Source organism: Synechococcus sp. WH 5701 (assembly GCF_000153045.1).
GTDB lineage: Bacteria > Cyanobacteriota > Cyanobacteriia > PCC-6307 > Cyanobiaceae > Regnicoccus_A > Regnicoccus_A antarcticus.
In genome coordinates, this window is record NZ_CH724160.1 from 41,639 (window position 1) to 55,368 (window position 13,730).

The 13,730-nt window shown below is 69.4% G+C and carries 11 protein-coding genes and 1 tRNA gene; 8 read left to right on the top strand and 4 right to left on the bottom strand.

Annotated elements, in window-relative coordinates; translation table 11 throughout:
- Nucleotides 1-104 precede the first annotated feature (104 nt).
- The 3 genes from WH5701_RS18685 to WH5701_RS10315 are packed head-to-tail and all read left to right on the top strand — an operon-like array spanning nucleotide 105 to nucleotide 5,318.
- Nucleotides 105-2,051, top strand: coding sequence for a glycosyltransferase family 39 protein (locus WH5701_RS18685; RefSeq protein ID WP_006172241.1), 1,947 nt, complete (start codon nucleotides 105-107; stop codon nucleotides 2,049-2,051).
- A complete protein-coding gene (locus tag WH5701_RS10310) occupies nucleotides 2,048-3,700 on the top strand; it encodes a glycosyltransferase family 39 protein (protein WP_006172242.1) in 1,653 nt (550 codons plus the stop codon). Before WH5701_RS18685 ends, WH5701_RS10310 begins: the two co-directional genes overlap by 4 nt.
- Complete coding sequence (locus WH5701_RS10315; protein ID WP_232201864.1) at nucleotides 3,633-5,318, top strand: DUF2079 domain-containing protein; 1,686 nt, start codon at nucleotides 3,633-3,635, stop codon at nucleotides 5,316-5,318. Before WH5701_RS10310 ends, WH5701_RS10315 begins: the two co-directional genes overlap by 68 nt.
- A gap of 391 nt (nucleotides 5,319-5,709) precedes the next feature.
- Here the strand turns inward: WH5701_RS10315 and psbD are convergent, their stop codons facing one another.
- A complete protein-coding gene (psbD, locus tag WH5701_RS10325) occupies nucleotides 5,710-6,768 on the bottom strand; it encodes a photosystem II D2 protein (photosystem q(a) protein) (RefSeq protein ID WP_006171775.1) in 1,059 nt (352 codons plus the stop codon).
- A gap of 177 nt (nucleotides 6,769-6,945) precedes the next feature.
- Between psbD and WH5701_RS10330 the strand changes: the two genes are divergently transcribed.
- The 4 genes from WH5701_RS10330 (at nucleotide 6,946) to WH5701_RS10345 (ending at nucleotide 9,101) form a co-directional block, all read left to right on the top strand.
- On the top strand, nucleotides 6,946-7,209 hold the full coding sequence (locus tag WH5701_RS10330; RefSeq protein WP_006172244.1) for a hypothetical protein: 264 nt from the start codon (nucleotides 6,946-6,948) through the stop codon (nucleotides 7,207-7,209).
- Nucleotides 7,209-7,943 (top strand): ABC transporter ATP-binding protein, encoded by a 735-nt coding sequence (locus tag WH5701_RS10335; RefSeq protein WP_006172245.1) that lies wholly within the window; start codon nucleotides 7,209-7,211, stop codon nucleotides 7,941-7,943. The genes WH5701_RS10330 and WH5701_RS10335 overlap by 1 nt, the downstream gene beginning before the upstream one ends.
- 16 nt (nucleotides 7,944-7,959) lie before the next feature.
- Nucleotides 7,960-8,031, top strand: a tRNA-Asn gene (locus WH5701_RS10340).
- Nucleotides 8,032-8,309: 278 nt separating this feature from the next.
- Nucleotides 8,310-9,101, top strand: a complete 792-nt coding sequence (locus tag WH5701_RS10345) for a response regulator transcription factor (RefSeq protein ID WP_006172246.1) — start codon at nucleotides 8,310-8,312, stop codon at nucleotides 9,099-9,101.
- Nucleotides 9,102-9,108: 7 nt separating this feature from the next.
- Here WH5701_RS10345 and WH5701_RS10350 read toward each other — a convergent pair whose 3' ends face one another.
- Genes WH5701_RS10350 through WH5701_RS10360 form a run of 3 tightly spaced genes read right to left on the bottom strand, consistent with a single transcriptional unit; the run spans nucleotide 9,109 to nucleotide 13,109 of the window.
- Nucleotides 9,109-10,068: a DNA polymerase III subunit delta' gene (locus WH5701_RS10350; RefSeq protein ID WP_006172247.1), complete on the bottom strand. Its 960-nt coding sequence runs from the start codon at nucleotides 10,066-10,068 to the stop codon at nucleotides 9,109-9,111.
- Nucleotides 10,061-10,735 carry a dTMP kinase gene (tmk, locus tag WH5701_RS10355; RefSeq protein WP_006172248.1) on the bottom strand — a complete coding sequence of 225 codons (675 nt, stop codon included), beginning with the start codon at nucleotides 10,733-10,735 and terminating at the stop codon, nucleotides 10,061-10,063. Before tmk ends, WH5701_RS10350 begins: the two co-directional genes overlap by 8 nt.
- Nucleotides 10,722-13,109 carry a cation-translocating P-type ATPase gene (locus WH5701_RS10360; RefSeq protein ID WP_006172249.1) on the bottom strand — a complete coding sequence of 796 codons (2,388 nt, stop codon included), beginning with the start codon at nucleotides 13,107-13,109 and terminating at the stop codon, nucleotides 10,722-10,724. Before WH5701_RS10360 ends, tmk begins: the two co-directional genes overlap by 14 nt.
- Before the next feature lie 99 nt (nucleotides 13,110-13,208).
- Between WH5701_RS10360 and WH5701_RS10365 the strand changes: the two genes are divergently transcribed.
- Nucleotides 13,209-13,730, top strand: a complete 522-nt coding sequence (locus WH5701_RS10365; RefSeq protein WP_006172250.1) for a photosystem I assembly protein Ycf3 — start codon at nucleotides 13,209-13,211, stop codon at nucleotides 13,728-13,730.

A 13,730-nucleotide genomic window follows, 5' to 3' on the forward strand; every position in this document is an offset into this window, starting at 1 on the left:
CCCTGGCGGCCCTCTGGCTGGCGGGATGCCTGGCCGACCGGCTCTGGCTGCATCTCGATCAGCGGCTGCCGAGCTGGGACCAGGCCGACTATCTCAACAGTGCAGTGGACCATGGCCGGGCCCTGGGGCTGCTGCCGGGCGGGGGCTGGCGGGGATGGCCGGCGCTGCTGGATCTCTCCCCGAAGGTGCCACCGCTGGCGAGCCTGGTGAATGGCTCGGTGATCGCCTTCGCTGGCGACAGCCCCGATCAGGCCAGCACGGCCCTGGCGCTCTGGCAGGGGTTGCTGCTGGTGAGCGTGGCCTGCTGGGGACGCCAATTGGTATCACCGGGTTTCGGCCTGCTGGCAGGGGTCCTCACCAGCACCACCCCGGCCCTGGTGAGCCTGCGGCTGGATTTCACCCTCGATCTTCCCCTCGCCGCCACCAGCGTGCTGGCCCTCTGGCTGCTGGGGCGCTGGGCGGCTCCTGAGCCCAGGGGGGGGCGCTGGGGGCAAGCCGCGGCCGCGGCGCTGGCGCTAGCGGCGGCTGTGCTGGTGAAGCAGAGCGCTTTGCTGGTGCTCCTCCCCCCGGCCCTGTGGGTGGCGCTCCGGGGTCTGGGGCGCGCACAGCGGCGCTGGCAGGCGCTGGCCGCCCTGGTGATGGTGCTCGCCCTGGTGCTCCCCTGGCTGCAGCACAACTGGATCACCACCATCGGCGGCACCAACCGGGCGGTGCTGGAGTCGGCCGCCCAGGAGGGGGACCCAGCGCCGTTCAGCCTCGCCAGCCTGCTCTGGTATCCCAGGCTCTGGCCCCGGCAGCTCGGGCTGGTCAACAGCCTCCCAGCCGTGGCAGGCGCGCTGCTGGCCCTGCGCGCCGCCTGGCGCCGCCGGGGATTACTGCGGCAGCAGCCAGCCGATCAGGCGAGCCAGGCTCAGGGTGGCTGGGGCTGGAGCTGGTTGGTCGGCTGCAGCGTCAGTGGCTGGCTGTTCACCACCCTCAGCCCCAACAAGGACCCCCGCTACATCACTCCGGTGCTGCCCCTGCTGGTGCTGCTGCTGAGCTGGGGATGGTGGCAGCTGGGACAGGCCCTGCGCAGGCAGGGCTGGGGGCGTGCCAGCTGGGGTGCCCTGGCCGCGGGGCTGGCGGCCAGTGCGGGCAGCACGGTGGCCGCCCAGGCCGGCGAGATCCGCTGGCAGCCCCGCTCACCCCTGCCAGCCGTGATGGACGCCATGCGCCAGCAGGTGGGTGATCAGCCCCGCACCCTGGTGGTGCTCCCCAATGCCGCCGAGCTCAACGAGCACACCGCCACGGTGTTCGGTCGCGCCCGGGGGGGACAGATCGTGGCCCGCCAGCTCGGCCGGCAGCCCAGGGAGCGGCAGCTGGTGCTGGATCAGGCGGAGTGGATCCTGCTCACCACCGGCGAGGCAGGCATGCGGCGGGAAGCCTCACGGGAGCTGGCCAGAGAGATTCGCCAGGACCCCCGCTTCCGGCTGGTGGGCCGCTGGCCCTGGAGCGACGGCGAACCCGTTGAGCTGTGGACCCGCCGCCGGCCTGTAGCCGCCACGGCCCGCTTCGATGGCCGCTTCATCGAGCTGGCCTCTGGCCTGGAGCGAGGTCCTGCCGGTCTGGCGCCGGTGTTCGAGGCCATCGGCCCCCAGCACCAGCTCGATGGCCACTGGGAGTATCAGAGGCGGGTGATCGACTGGGCCGAGCAGCGGCTGCGTTCCGATCCCAGTGATCGTGAAGCCCTCTGGGCGCTGGCGCTGCTTGCCGTGCTGCGCAACCGCCCGCACCAAGCGGATCAGTGGTTCGCCCGCCTGCAGATCCTGGAGCCGGCCAACCCCTGGCCGCCGGCCTACCGCAGCGTGGTGCTGCTGGCCGGCTGGAATCCCTGGCGCGCCCATGCCGTGGCCAGCGCCGCCACCCGTGGCCATCAGGAGCCGGTACTCAACGCCCTCGCCGATGTGAGCGGCGCCCTGCTGGCCGATCCCTTCAGCCTTCAGCGGGCCTTCCGTTCGGTCCCCCAGGCCACCCGCAGGGTGACCGATCAGCTCAAGAAGGAGCAGCGATGAGGGTGAGCCGCCTGCTGCTCGGGCTCTGGGCCGTGGCCCTGGTGCTGGCACTGGCCGGCCTGGGCAATCTGCCCCTGCGCGATTGGGACGAGGGCATCGTGGCGCGTGTGGCCCTGGAGACCAGCCAGGCTCCCTGGCCAGACACCCTGCTGCCGACGTTCTGGGGATCCACCTATCTGAACAAGCCTCCAGGGCTGCACTGGCTGATCGCGGGGGTGATCCAGCTCTGGCGCGACCTCAGCGGCGAGGCCACCGCCCTGCCCCCAGAGTGGGTGATCCGGCTGGCGCCGGCCCTGGTTTCGAGTCTGCTGGTGCCGCTGATCGGCGCCATCCAGCTGCGGCTGCGGCCCAGCCAGCCCCAGGCCGCCGTGGGGGCGGCGGCCATTGCCCTCACCCTGATGCCCCTGGTCCGCCACGGCCGGCTGGCCATGCTCGATGGGGCCCAGCTCACCGCGATGGCCCTGCTCTGGCTGGGCCTGCTGCTGGCTGGGCCCCGGCCTCGGGCGGCCCTCTCGGGGGGGCTGATCGCTGGGGCCGGGGGCAGTGCCCTGCTGCTGCTGAAGGCTCCGGTGGTGGTGCCGGTGCTGGCCACGGGGCTGCTGCTGCGCTGGCTCGATCGTGATCTGGATCGGCGCGCCTGGCTGCGCCTGGGCCTGGGCCTGGGCCTCGGGCTGTCACTCGGCCTGGCCTGGCACGGCTGGCATGGGCTGCAACGGGGCCCGGAGGCCCTGCTGATGTGGGGCGGCCAGGGGCTGCTGCGTTTCACCACCACAGTGGAGGAGCACCACGGCGGTCCGCTCGAGCCGCTGCTGGAGGTGCTGGAGGGGGGGTGGCCCTGGCTTCCCCTCTGGCCGATCGGTCTGGGGCTGGCCTGGCGGGAACGGCGGCAACCGGCGGGGCGCTGGAGCCTGGGCCTGAGCCTGGCCGCCACCCTCACCGTGCTGCCGATGAAGACCCAGCTGCCCTGGTACAGCCTGCTGCTCTGGCCACCCTTCTGCCTGATCTGCGGACCGGTCCTGGCCCGGCTGGTGGAGGCACCCCGCCCCCGGCGCCTGCTGAGGCCGCTGCCCTGGTTCTGGGCCGCTTTGGGGGGGCTGCTGCTGGTGGCGTCCCTGCTGGCGCCATCGACGCTGCGCTGGCTGCCCCTGCCGGCGGGGCTGGGGCTGCTGCTCGGGGGGATCAACCTGAGCCGGCCGGCCCAGGGCCGACGACGGCTGGGGTTGGCACTGCTGCTGCTGGGCTGGAGCACATCGCTGCTGCTGTTTGTGCTGAGCCCGTTCTGGAACTGGGAGCTCAACGAAACCTGGTCGGTGCTGCCCGCCGCTGAGCTGGCCCGAAGCGCCGGGGATGGCGGCTCCTCGGCCGAGCTGCCGATCCACATGCCCGGCAACCAGGGGCAGCGCCCCAGCCTGCGCTGGTATGCCGAGCGGGAGCTCTTCAACCTGCCCGACAGCCCCCGCGACCACTGGCCGAAGCGTTTCAGGGTGCTGCTGCGCCCATCCGACGGCATCGGCAGGCTCGAGGCCGGCAACCCCAGGCGCCTGCGGCTTCAGGATGCCAGCTGTGACCTGGAGGCCCGCGGTGGCGACAGCTGGCAACGCTGGATCTGCACAGGAGGAGACACGGACCCTGCCGCCGAAGCCCCCTGAGGAGTTTCGGGCCGAGAGGGTGGTCCTGGTGGCGGCGGTGCTGTTCGCGCTGACGGGGCTGTTGCTGCAGTGGTGGCGGCTGCAGGTGCTCAGCGCCTCCTACGACCAGGGCATTTTTCTGCAGACGATCTGGAGCGGCCTGCACGGCCATCCCTTCGAGAGCACCCTCTCTTCCCAGCTCTCCACCAACGTCATCCACGCCGGGGAGCCTCCATCCCTGGGCTATCACCGCCTGGGCCAGCACTTCACCCCGGCCCTGCTGCTCTGGGTCCCCCTGGTGGGGCTTCTGGGGATCTGGGCCCTGCCGCTGGTGCAGGTGGGCCTGATGACAGCCGCCGGGCTGGTGCTGCACCGAATCGCCCGGGAGCGGCTGGACGATCCCTGGCTGGCCGCCTTCCTGGCCTGCAGCTTCTTCGGCGCCAATGCGGTGATCGGCCCTACCTGGGGGAACTTCACCGACCTCGCCCAGCTGCCCCTGGCGGTCCTGCTGCTCTGGTACGGGCTGCAGCGCCGCAACGGGTGGCTGGTGGCGGTGGCGGCTGTGGCGGTGCCGATGATCCGGGAAGACACCGGTGTGCTGCTGGTGGGAGTCAGCCTCTGGATCCTGGTGCGTCAGCGCCAGCGCTGGCCCCTGGCCCTGGGGCTGACCGCGCTGGGACTGGGCTGGGTGCTGCTGGTCACCAACGTGCTGATGCCGCTGTTCAGCGACGACAACTCCCGCCGCTTCATGGTGGAGAACTTCGGCCAGTACATCGGTGACGCGGAGCAGGCCAGCAGCCTGGAGGTGCTGCACAAGGCGCTCAGGCAGCCGTTGGTGCTTCTGCGGGAGCTGATCTGGCCGCCAGGAGAGACCCTGCGCTACCTGCTGGCCCAGGGTCTGCCCCTGATGCTGGTGCCGCTGATCAGCCTCGACAGCTGGCTGCTGATGGGCGTGCCGCTGCTGGGTCTGCTGCTGGCGCAGGGATCGAACAACCCCCTCTCGATCAACCTCCGCTACGCGCTGCTGGTGGTGCCGGGGCTGTTCGCCGGGGCGATCGAGTGGTGGAGCCGCCATCCCCAGGCTTTTGCCCAAAGGCGCCTGCGGCGGGTCTGGACCGGCTGCATCGCGCTCTCGCTGCTGTTCACCCTGCTGGCCAACCCCAACCGCAGCCTCTCGTTCCTGATTCCCGACAGCGTCGATCCCTGGGTGTACAGCTCGCCGGCGCGCCAGTGGAGCCACGGAACCAGCGCCCGGGAGCTGCTCGGTCTGATCCCCGAGGGCGCCAGCGTGGCCGCCACGACCCCCCTGATTCCCCACCTTGCCCAGAGATCGGTGCTGATCCGCTTCCCGAACGGGGTGGTCTACCGCGACCGCCAGGGCAGCAGCCGGGCCGCCGACTGGATCGCCATCGACTTCGATTGGTTGCGTCGCTACGCGGTGGCTTTCCCCAGCGATCGTGAAGCCCTGGAGAACAGCCTCGAGGCGCTGAGCTCCCTGCCTGAGCCCTACGGGGTGCGGGCCTTCGCCGATGGGGTGGTGCTGCTGCAACGGAACGCACCCGATGTGCAGCCAGCTCGGCGCCAGCTCCAGGAGCTGATCGGCTCGATCCAGGGTCAGCTCGATCGCAGACCCGACTGATTGAACGGGGCCCCAAGAACGATGCCCCCGCCGCCGGGCTGGTGAGCGCGGCAACGGGGGCGTTCGCCGGGTCCGCTCTGGCGCGGAACCGATTGATCAGGAAACAGGCGCCGAAATCAGCCGGCGTTCTCCGCGATCAGCAGACCCTGGGTCATGGAACTGTGGCTCACGGGCACCTCCTCCTTGGGGGGATAAAGCCAGCCGGCGACGCATTCGAAGCGGGCTCATCGGGCACGGGGCCTGACGGCCTGCTCCACGTCACTGCTGACGGAACGGAACGAATCTAAGGGAGTTGCCGTGCCAGGCGAGAGCCTGTGAGCCGGACAGCACAGGGTGGAGCCGGCACAAAAAAAGGCGCCCCGAAGGGCGCCGTGTGAACGATGACAACCGATCAGAGGGCGTTGCCGCGGGGCAGGACCTCTTCAGGGAAGACGAAGTTTTCATGCGGCTGGTCGGCCGGTGCCATCCAGGCACGCAGACCTTCGTTCAGAAGAATATTCTTCGTGTAGAAGGTCTCGAATTCGGGGTCCTCAGCGGCGCGGATCTCCTGCGACACGAAGTCGTAGGCACGCAGGTTGAGGGCCAGGCCGATGATGCCGATGCTGCTGGTCCACAGACCCATCACCGGCACGAACAGCATGAAGAAGTGCAGCCAGCGCTTGTTGGAGAAGGCGATCCCGAAGATCTGGCTCCAGAAGCGGTTGGCGGTGACCATTGAGTAGGTCTCTTCTTCCTGGGTGGGCTCGAACGCCTTGAAGGTATTCGCCTGCTCGGAATCCTCGAACAGGGTGTTCTCCACCGTGGCGCCGTGGATGGCACAGAGCAGAGCACCACCGAGGATGCCGGCCACACCCATCATGTGGAACGGGTTCAGGGTCCAGTTGTGGAAGCCCTGCAGGAAGAGCAGGAAGCGGAAGATGGCGGCCACCCCGAAGGAGGGGGCAAAGAACCAGCTGCTCTGGCCCAGGGGGTACATCAGGAAGACACTGACGAACACCGCGATCGGACCGGAGAAGGCGATGGCGTTGTAGGGACGGATGCCCACCAGACGGGCGATCTCGAACTGACGCAGCATGAAGCCGATCAGCGCGAAGGCGCCGTGCAGGGCGACGAACGGCCAGAGGCCGCCGAGCTGCACCCAGCGCACGAAGTCACCCTGGGCTTCCGGGCCCCAGAGCAGCAGCAGGCTGTGCCCCATGGCATCAGCGGGGGTGCTCACCGCGGCGGTGAGGAAGTTGCAACCCTCCAGGTAGCTGCTGGCAATGCCGTGGGTGTACCAGGAGGTGGCGAAGGTGGTGCCGGTCAGCCAGCCGCCCAGGGCCAGATAGGCCGTTGGGAACAGCAGCAGGCCGGACCAGCCGACAAAAACAAAGCGGTCACGCTTGAGCCAGTCATCGAGGACGTCGAACCATCCCCGTGCGGCAGGCGCGCGCCCTACAGCGATCGTCATGCGGGTACTTCATGAAGCTTTACAAGGATCATCCTACGGAAAACCGGCACACCCCGGGACCCCGCCCCATCGAGCACACCCGTAAATAAGTAATTGCACTCAGGAGGCCCTGGCCGTGATGGGCGGCGGCGTGGCAGGCCGTTCGCCAGAGTGGACACTGGTCTTCAAGCGCACAACGTGTACGTCGTCGAGCTCGCCCTCAAGCTCAGCCCCATGCCCATCTCGGTGCAACGCAAGGAGCTGAGCGACGCCCAGTCGCTCCACAGCGAGATCCGGGCGGCCATGGAAAGCGGCCATCCCCGTGTGCTCGAACTCCACTGCGAGAAATCCGAGGAGAAGCGCGTGAGCCTGCTCAGCGGCGAACTGCTGGCCGTTCAGCTCTATGAGAAATCGGCGGTCGGCGGCGGCAGCAAGCGGCCTGGCTTCAGCGTCGACGGTTGATGGCCCGGGGTAACCCCTCCGGCGATGTCGTCTCGCCCCGATCTCCCGCCCTGGAGGTGGGAGGCCTCTGTTTTGGCTGGCCCAACGGCAGCGCCGCCCTGGATGACTGCGACCTGCGCCTGCCCGGGCCAGGCCTCTGGATGCTCGTAGGCGGCAACGGCAGCGGCAAGAGCACCCTGCTGCGCCTGATCGCCGGCCTGCTCGAGCCCAGCGGAGGCCGGGTGGCCCTCACACTCAAGCCCGCCCTGGTGTTCCAGAACCCTGATCACCAGTTGCTGCTACCCAGTTGCGGCACCGATCTGCAGCTCGGCCTCGTTCAGGGTCTACCGGCCGCAGAGCGGCAGGCGCGGGTGGCCGCGGCCCTCGCCCAGGTGGGACTGGGGGGGTTCGAGGGGCGGCCGATTCACACCCTCAGCGGCGGCCAGAAACAACGGCTGGCAATCGCAGGCGCCCTGGCAGGAGACGCGGGTCTGCTGCTTCTCGATGAGCCCACAGCCCTGCTCGACCCCGAAAGCCAGCGGGAGGTGCTGCAACTGATCGAGCGGCTCTGCCACCGGCCGGAGCAGCCGCTGACGGCCCTGTGGATCACCCATCGGCTTGAAGAGCTCGACCATTGCGATGGTGCCGCCGAGATGGAGCGGGGCCGGATCGGGTCGTGGCGGAAGGGCCCAGACCTGAGGCGGCGCATCGAGAGCCGACTTCCCCCCTTGCCGGGCGGCAGGGCCGACGGGTAGGTTCACCACAGCCCATTCCTCGGTAGCTCAGTGGTAGAGCGGTCGGCTGTTAACCGATTGGTCGCAGGTTCGAATCCTGCCCGGGGAGTTCATCAACAGTGTGTCGCAGCCTGAAAGATTGCTGCGTTGTCACAGCAGGGACGGCGCCGGCAAGATCCGAGCTGGAAGAAAATCTATAGATTCAATTCAAGCTGTCCCGGGATTGCCCCGGCCAGATCCCCTGTCGGAGGGGGCTTGTGCGCCCGGAGCCAGCCTCCGGAGCGGCCCGTTGAAAGGCGCTGACCCCTCGGATCAGGAGAAAATAAGTACAAAATCTTTGGTGTCGGCCATGTTCCCACCGCCGTCACGTGTCCTCCAGCACCTGCCATGAAACCCTGCATCCTGCTGATTGAGGACGACGAGGACATGCGCGAGCTGGTGGCCGGCCATTTCGAGCACGGCGGCTTCGTGGTCGAGACCGCCGACGACGGGATCAAGGGTCAGGCCCTGGCGCTGCAGGCCAGCCCCGATCTGATCCTGCTTGATCTGATGCTGCCGAAGGTCGACGGTCTCACCCTCTGCCAGCGGCTGCGCCGGGATGAGCGCACCGCCGGCATCCCGATCCTGATGATCACGGCGCTGGGCGGCACCAAGGACAAGGTGAGCGGGTTCAACTCCGGCGCCGACGACTACCTCACCAAACCCTTCGATCTCGAGGAGCTGATGGTGCGGGTGAAGGCCCTGCTGCGCCGCAGCGACCGGGCCCCGTTATCCACCAAGCACAGCGAAATCCTCAGCTATGGGCCCCTCACCCTGGTGCCTGAGCGATTTGAGGCGATCTGGTTCGACGAGCCGGTGCGCCTGACCCACCTGGAATTCGAGTTGCTCCACTGCCTGCTGCAGCGCCACGGCCAGACCGTGGCGCCGTCGTTGATCCTCAAGGAGGTCTGGGGCTACGAACCCGACGACGACATCGAAACCATCCGGGTGCACGTGCGCCACCTGCGCACCAAGCTCGAACCCGATCCGCGCAAACCCCGCTTCATCAAAACGGTTTATGGAGCCGGCTACTGCCTGGAACTTCCCACCGGAGCCAAACTCGCCCAGCAGGAGGCCCTGATGCGCAGCCAACGGGAGGAGCAGCTGGCAGCGGCCACCCACGCGCTCGAGAGCGCCTGAGCCCAGCTCAGCCGATCACGCCGCTCAGTTCCAGCAGTGCCACTTCCCAGGCCAGGCGAGGTTGCACAAATCCCCGCAACTGGCCCCGCAACCGCTCCAGCCGCTGCTGGGACTCCAGACGGTGCTCCCGACGCCAGAGGCAGAGCTGCCACCAGTTCAGCAGCCATAACTGCTGATCCAGATCGAGCGCGTCACTCAGGTCGCGGGCCAGCGCCATGGCCTCGAGCGGGTCGGCCGTCAGGCCCCCCAACCGCTCAGCCAGGCCGCTGGGCAACCCTCGCCACTGACGGCGATGCTCCATCAGGGCCCCCGGGGCTCCGGCCGCCAGCTCGATCAGTTCGGGAGGTTCAGCGGCTTCTGAGGAGCCAGATGGGTCAGGCTGCCGCACCATAACCTCGGCCATCGCGACAGGATCGAGCGGGCGGAAGGGAATCTGCTGGCAGCGGGAGCGGATCGTGCTCAGAAGGCGCTCCGGCGCGGCGCTGAGCAGCAGCAACAGCCCAGCCCCAGGCTCCTCCAGGGTCTTGAGCAGCCCGTTGGCCGCCCCTTCCGCCATCAGCTCCACGGCCTCGATCACCACCACCGGGCGTGGGCCGGCCACCGCCCGCCTTGCCAGGAACGGTCCGACGGATCGGATCTGCTCCAGCCGGATCTGCGGCAGGCCCCTTTTGCTCACCCCCTCCGCCATCGCCTGGCTCACCGGCACCAGCCGTCCCTGGTGGGAGTAGGTGGGCTCCAGCCAGAGCAGATCGGGATGATTGCCCTGGCTCAGGCGCCGTCGCACTGCCGGGGCACCCGCGGGTCCGGCCAGAACCCCCTCCAGGAAACGAAGCCCCCCCAGGCGTCGGCCCACCCCCTCGGGTCCGGTGAGCAGGTAGGCGGCCGCCAGGCGCTGCCGCTCCAGGGCGGAGCGCATCAGCGCCACCGCCATGGGCTGGCCGATCAGATCAGCAAAGAGATCAGCCATCGGGATCACCTGGCCAAGCGCGGGGAAAGCGCTCCAGCAGCGCCGCGCGCAGAGCCGACTCCACCTCAGCGGGCGATCCGGCGGCGTCCACTCGGCTCCAGCCCCGCTCCGCAGCCAGCTGCGCAAAGCCGTCCGACACCCGCTCCAGAAACGGCAGGCCAGCCGCCTCGATCCGATCAGCGCCGCGATGGCCGCGGCGATCGGCGGAGATGGCCAGCGGCAGATCAAGCCAGAGGGTGAGATCAGGACTCAGGCCGCCGGTGGCGATCGCCTCGAGCTGGTCGATCAGGTCCAGGGACAGGCCCCGGCCATGGCCCTGGTAGGCAGCCGTGGAGCCGGCGAAGCGGTCGCTGAGCACCCAGTGACCGGCCGCCAGGGCCGGCTCGATCAGGCTCTGGACATGCTGGGCGCGATCGGCGGCATAGAGCAGAAGCTCGGCCCTGGCCACCGGGGCCGCCTCCTCCGGTGGATGCAGCAGCAACTGCCTCAGCCCCTGACCCAGCGGGGTTCCTCCGGGCTCACGGCTGGTCACCAGGCTGGCACCAGCAGGCATCAGGCCGCTGCGGGGAAGCCAGGCAGCCAGTCGCTCCAGCTGACTCGATTTGCCCGAGCCATCGATGCCCTCCAGCACCAGGAAACGGCCTCGCGGGCGCTCAGGCGCGGCCATGGAGCAACAACGCGTTGACGACCACGGTGATCGAGCTGACGGCCATCAACAAGGCGGCCAGCGGGGGCGAGAGCAGCAGGCCGAAGCCGGGCAGCAGGGCCCCAGCGGCGATCGGCAGCACGATCAGGTTGTAGCCGAAGGCCCAGAACAGGTTCTGCTTCACCTTGGCCAGGGTGCGGCGCGCCAGGCGCAGGGCCTCCACCAACGACCCCAGCCGGTCGCCGAGGATCACCAGATCAGCGGTGTCCTGGGCGATCTGGGTGCCGGTGCCCACGGCGATGCCCAGATCAGCGGCCGCCAGGGCCGGGGCGTCGTTGATGCCGTCACCCACCATCGCCACCGTCCCCTGCTGCCGCCAGCGCAGGATGTGTTCCAGCTTCTGCTGGGGGTCGAGCTCCCAGGCCAGGCCAGCGCTGGGCAGCCCCAGGCGGTCTCCCAGCTGCAGCACCGGCTCGCGGCGATCTCCACTGAGCACCCCCAGCCTCAGGCCCATGCCGCCGAGCTCAGCGAGGGCCTGGGCCGCATCGGTACGGGGCTGGTCCTGGACCGCCACCAGCCCGAGCACGGCAGCTGGGGTAGCCACCACCAGCACCGTGGCCCCCTCCGACTCCAGCTGGGCCAGCTGCGGCTCCAGGTCGGAGGGGAGTGCCAGACCATGCTGCTGCAACCAACCAGGACGACCGACCCGGGCCAGACCGTCCTGGCCGAGCACCCGGCCCTCCACACCGGATCCCACCTCGGTGCGGCTGTCGCTCACTTGCGCCAGGGCAAGCCCGCGGCACTGGGCCTCCTGCAGCAGGGCATGGGCCAGGGGGTGACGGGTGTGCTGCTCGAGGCTGGCGGCGAGCTGGACCAACGCGTCCCCCTCCACCCCCGCGGGATCGCCGCCGCCGGCCGGCAGAACAGCCACCACCAGGGGCCGTCCAAGGGTGAGGGTTCCGGTCTTGTCGAAGAGCACGCTGTCGAGGCGGGCCGCCATCTCGATCGCGTCGCCGCCGCGGAAGAGAAGGCCGGAGCGGGCCGCCTGGCCCGATCCCACCGTGATCGCCGTGGGGGTGGCCAGGCCCAGGGCGCAGGGGCAGGCCACCACCAGCACCGCAATCGCGAGCTGCAGAGCGAGAGAGAAGGGAGTGGTGGCCGTGCCCCCCAGCACCCCATGGCCCCCGTGGGCCCCGTGGCCCGACCCCAGCAGCACCTGGGGCCAGAGCTTGGTCCCCCATTGCCACCAGAACACGAACGTGGCCAGGGCCAGCAGCAGCACGGCCACGCTGAAGCGGCCGGCCACCCGGTCGGCCAGGCTCTGGATCGGCGCCTTGCGGGCCTGGGCCTGCTCCACCAGGGCAATGATCCGCGCCAGGGTGGACTCAGAGCCTGTGCGCCGCACCTCCAACGCCAGGGGTGCCTGCAGGTTGAGCATGCCGGCCATCAGCTCGCTGCCTGGCCCGGCTTCCAGGGGCAGGGGCTCGCCCGTGAGGCTGGACACATCCACCGCGGAGTGCCCCTCCACCACCTCACCGTCGACGGGGACGCGATCGCCGGGGAGCAGGCGCACCCGATCGCCGGGGCGAAGGCCGCCGACGCGCACCTCCCGCGGCGGTCCATCGCCGAGGAGCAGCAGGGCGGTGTCGGGCTGCAGTCGCACCAGCTGCTCGAGGGCCTGGCCCGTGCGGTTGCGGGCGCGCTCCTCCAGGAAGCGGCCCAGCAGCACGAAGCCCAGCAGCATCACGGGCTCATTGAAGAAGCAGGGCCAGCCCGACGCCGGTCGCAGATAGGCCACCAGGCTGGCCAGGTAGGCACTGCCCATGCCCAGACCCACCAGGGTGTCCATGCTCGGGGTCAGCTGGCAGGCGTTGCGGGCACCCTGCACCAGGATTCCCCGCCCGGGTCCGAGCAGGGCCACGCTGGCCACCAGGGCGTGAAAGCCCAGGTCGCCCAGCCTTGGCACCCCGGGCAGGGCCATCAGTGCCGGCGGCAGGTGTCCACCCTGGGCCAGGTGACCGAGCACCGACACCAGCATCAGGCTGAGGGCCACGATCAGCTGGCGCCACTCCTGACGCCAGCGAAGCTGCTGATCGCGCTCGGCGCGGCTGGGATCGGGGCCCAGCTGATCACGCCTGTGGGCCTCGAATCCCAGGGCCTGCAGGCAGGCGATCAACGCCGTCGCCGGGTCTTCCGCAGGGGTGCTCCGGGCCGGATCCAGGCCGATCCATGCAGTGCGTGTCACCAGATTGACGCTGGCCTGGCTGACCCCAGGCTGCTCCAGCAGGCGCCGCTCCACCGCCCGCACGCAGCCGCCGCACTTCATGCCGTCCACATCCAGGAGCAAGGGCTCGACGGGGGCGGTGGGAGCTCGGAGGGGGGACGTCAGGGTCACGGGCCATTGCTCAGGCCCCAAGGGTAGGGAGTGTGGCGGAGACTCCCTGGCCTGGCGAGCACCCGTCAGGATGGGAGCACCGATCACGCCAGCCGCGCCGTGCCCCGCAGTCAACGCAACGACAACTTCATCGACAAGAGCTTCACGGTGATGGCCGACCTGATCCTCAAGGTGCTGCCCACCAACCGCCGGGCCAAGGAGGCCTTTGCCTACTACCGCGACGGCATGAGTGCCCAGGGCGATGGCGAATACGCCGAAGCTCTCGAGAACTACGACGAGGCGCTCAAGCTCGAGGACGACCCCCTGGATCGCGCTTTCATCCTCTACAACATGGCGCTGGTGTACACGAGCAACGGCGACCACCAGCGGGCGATCGAGACCTACGAACAGGTGCTGGAGCTCAACAGCCACATGCCCCAGGCCCTCAACAACATGGCGGTGATCCACCACCACCTGGGCTCCCTGGCCGAGGAGCGTGGCGACACCGACGAGTCCGACCGTCGCTTCTCCCAGGCCGCCGAGTACTGGACCAAGGCGATCCGGATGGCACCCAACAACTACATCGAGGCCCAGAACTGGATCAAGACCAGCGGCCGCGGTTCCGTCGATGTGTATTTCTGA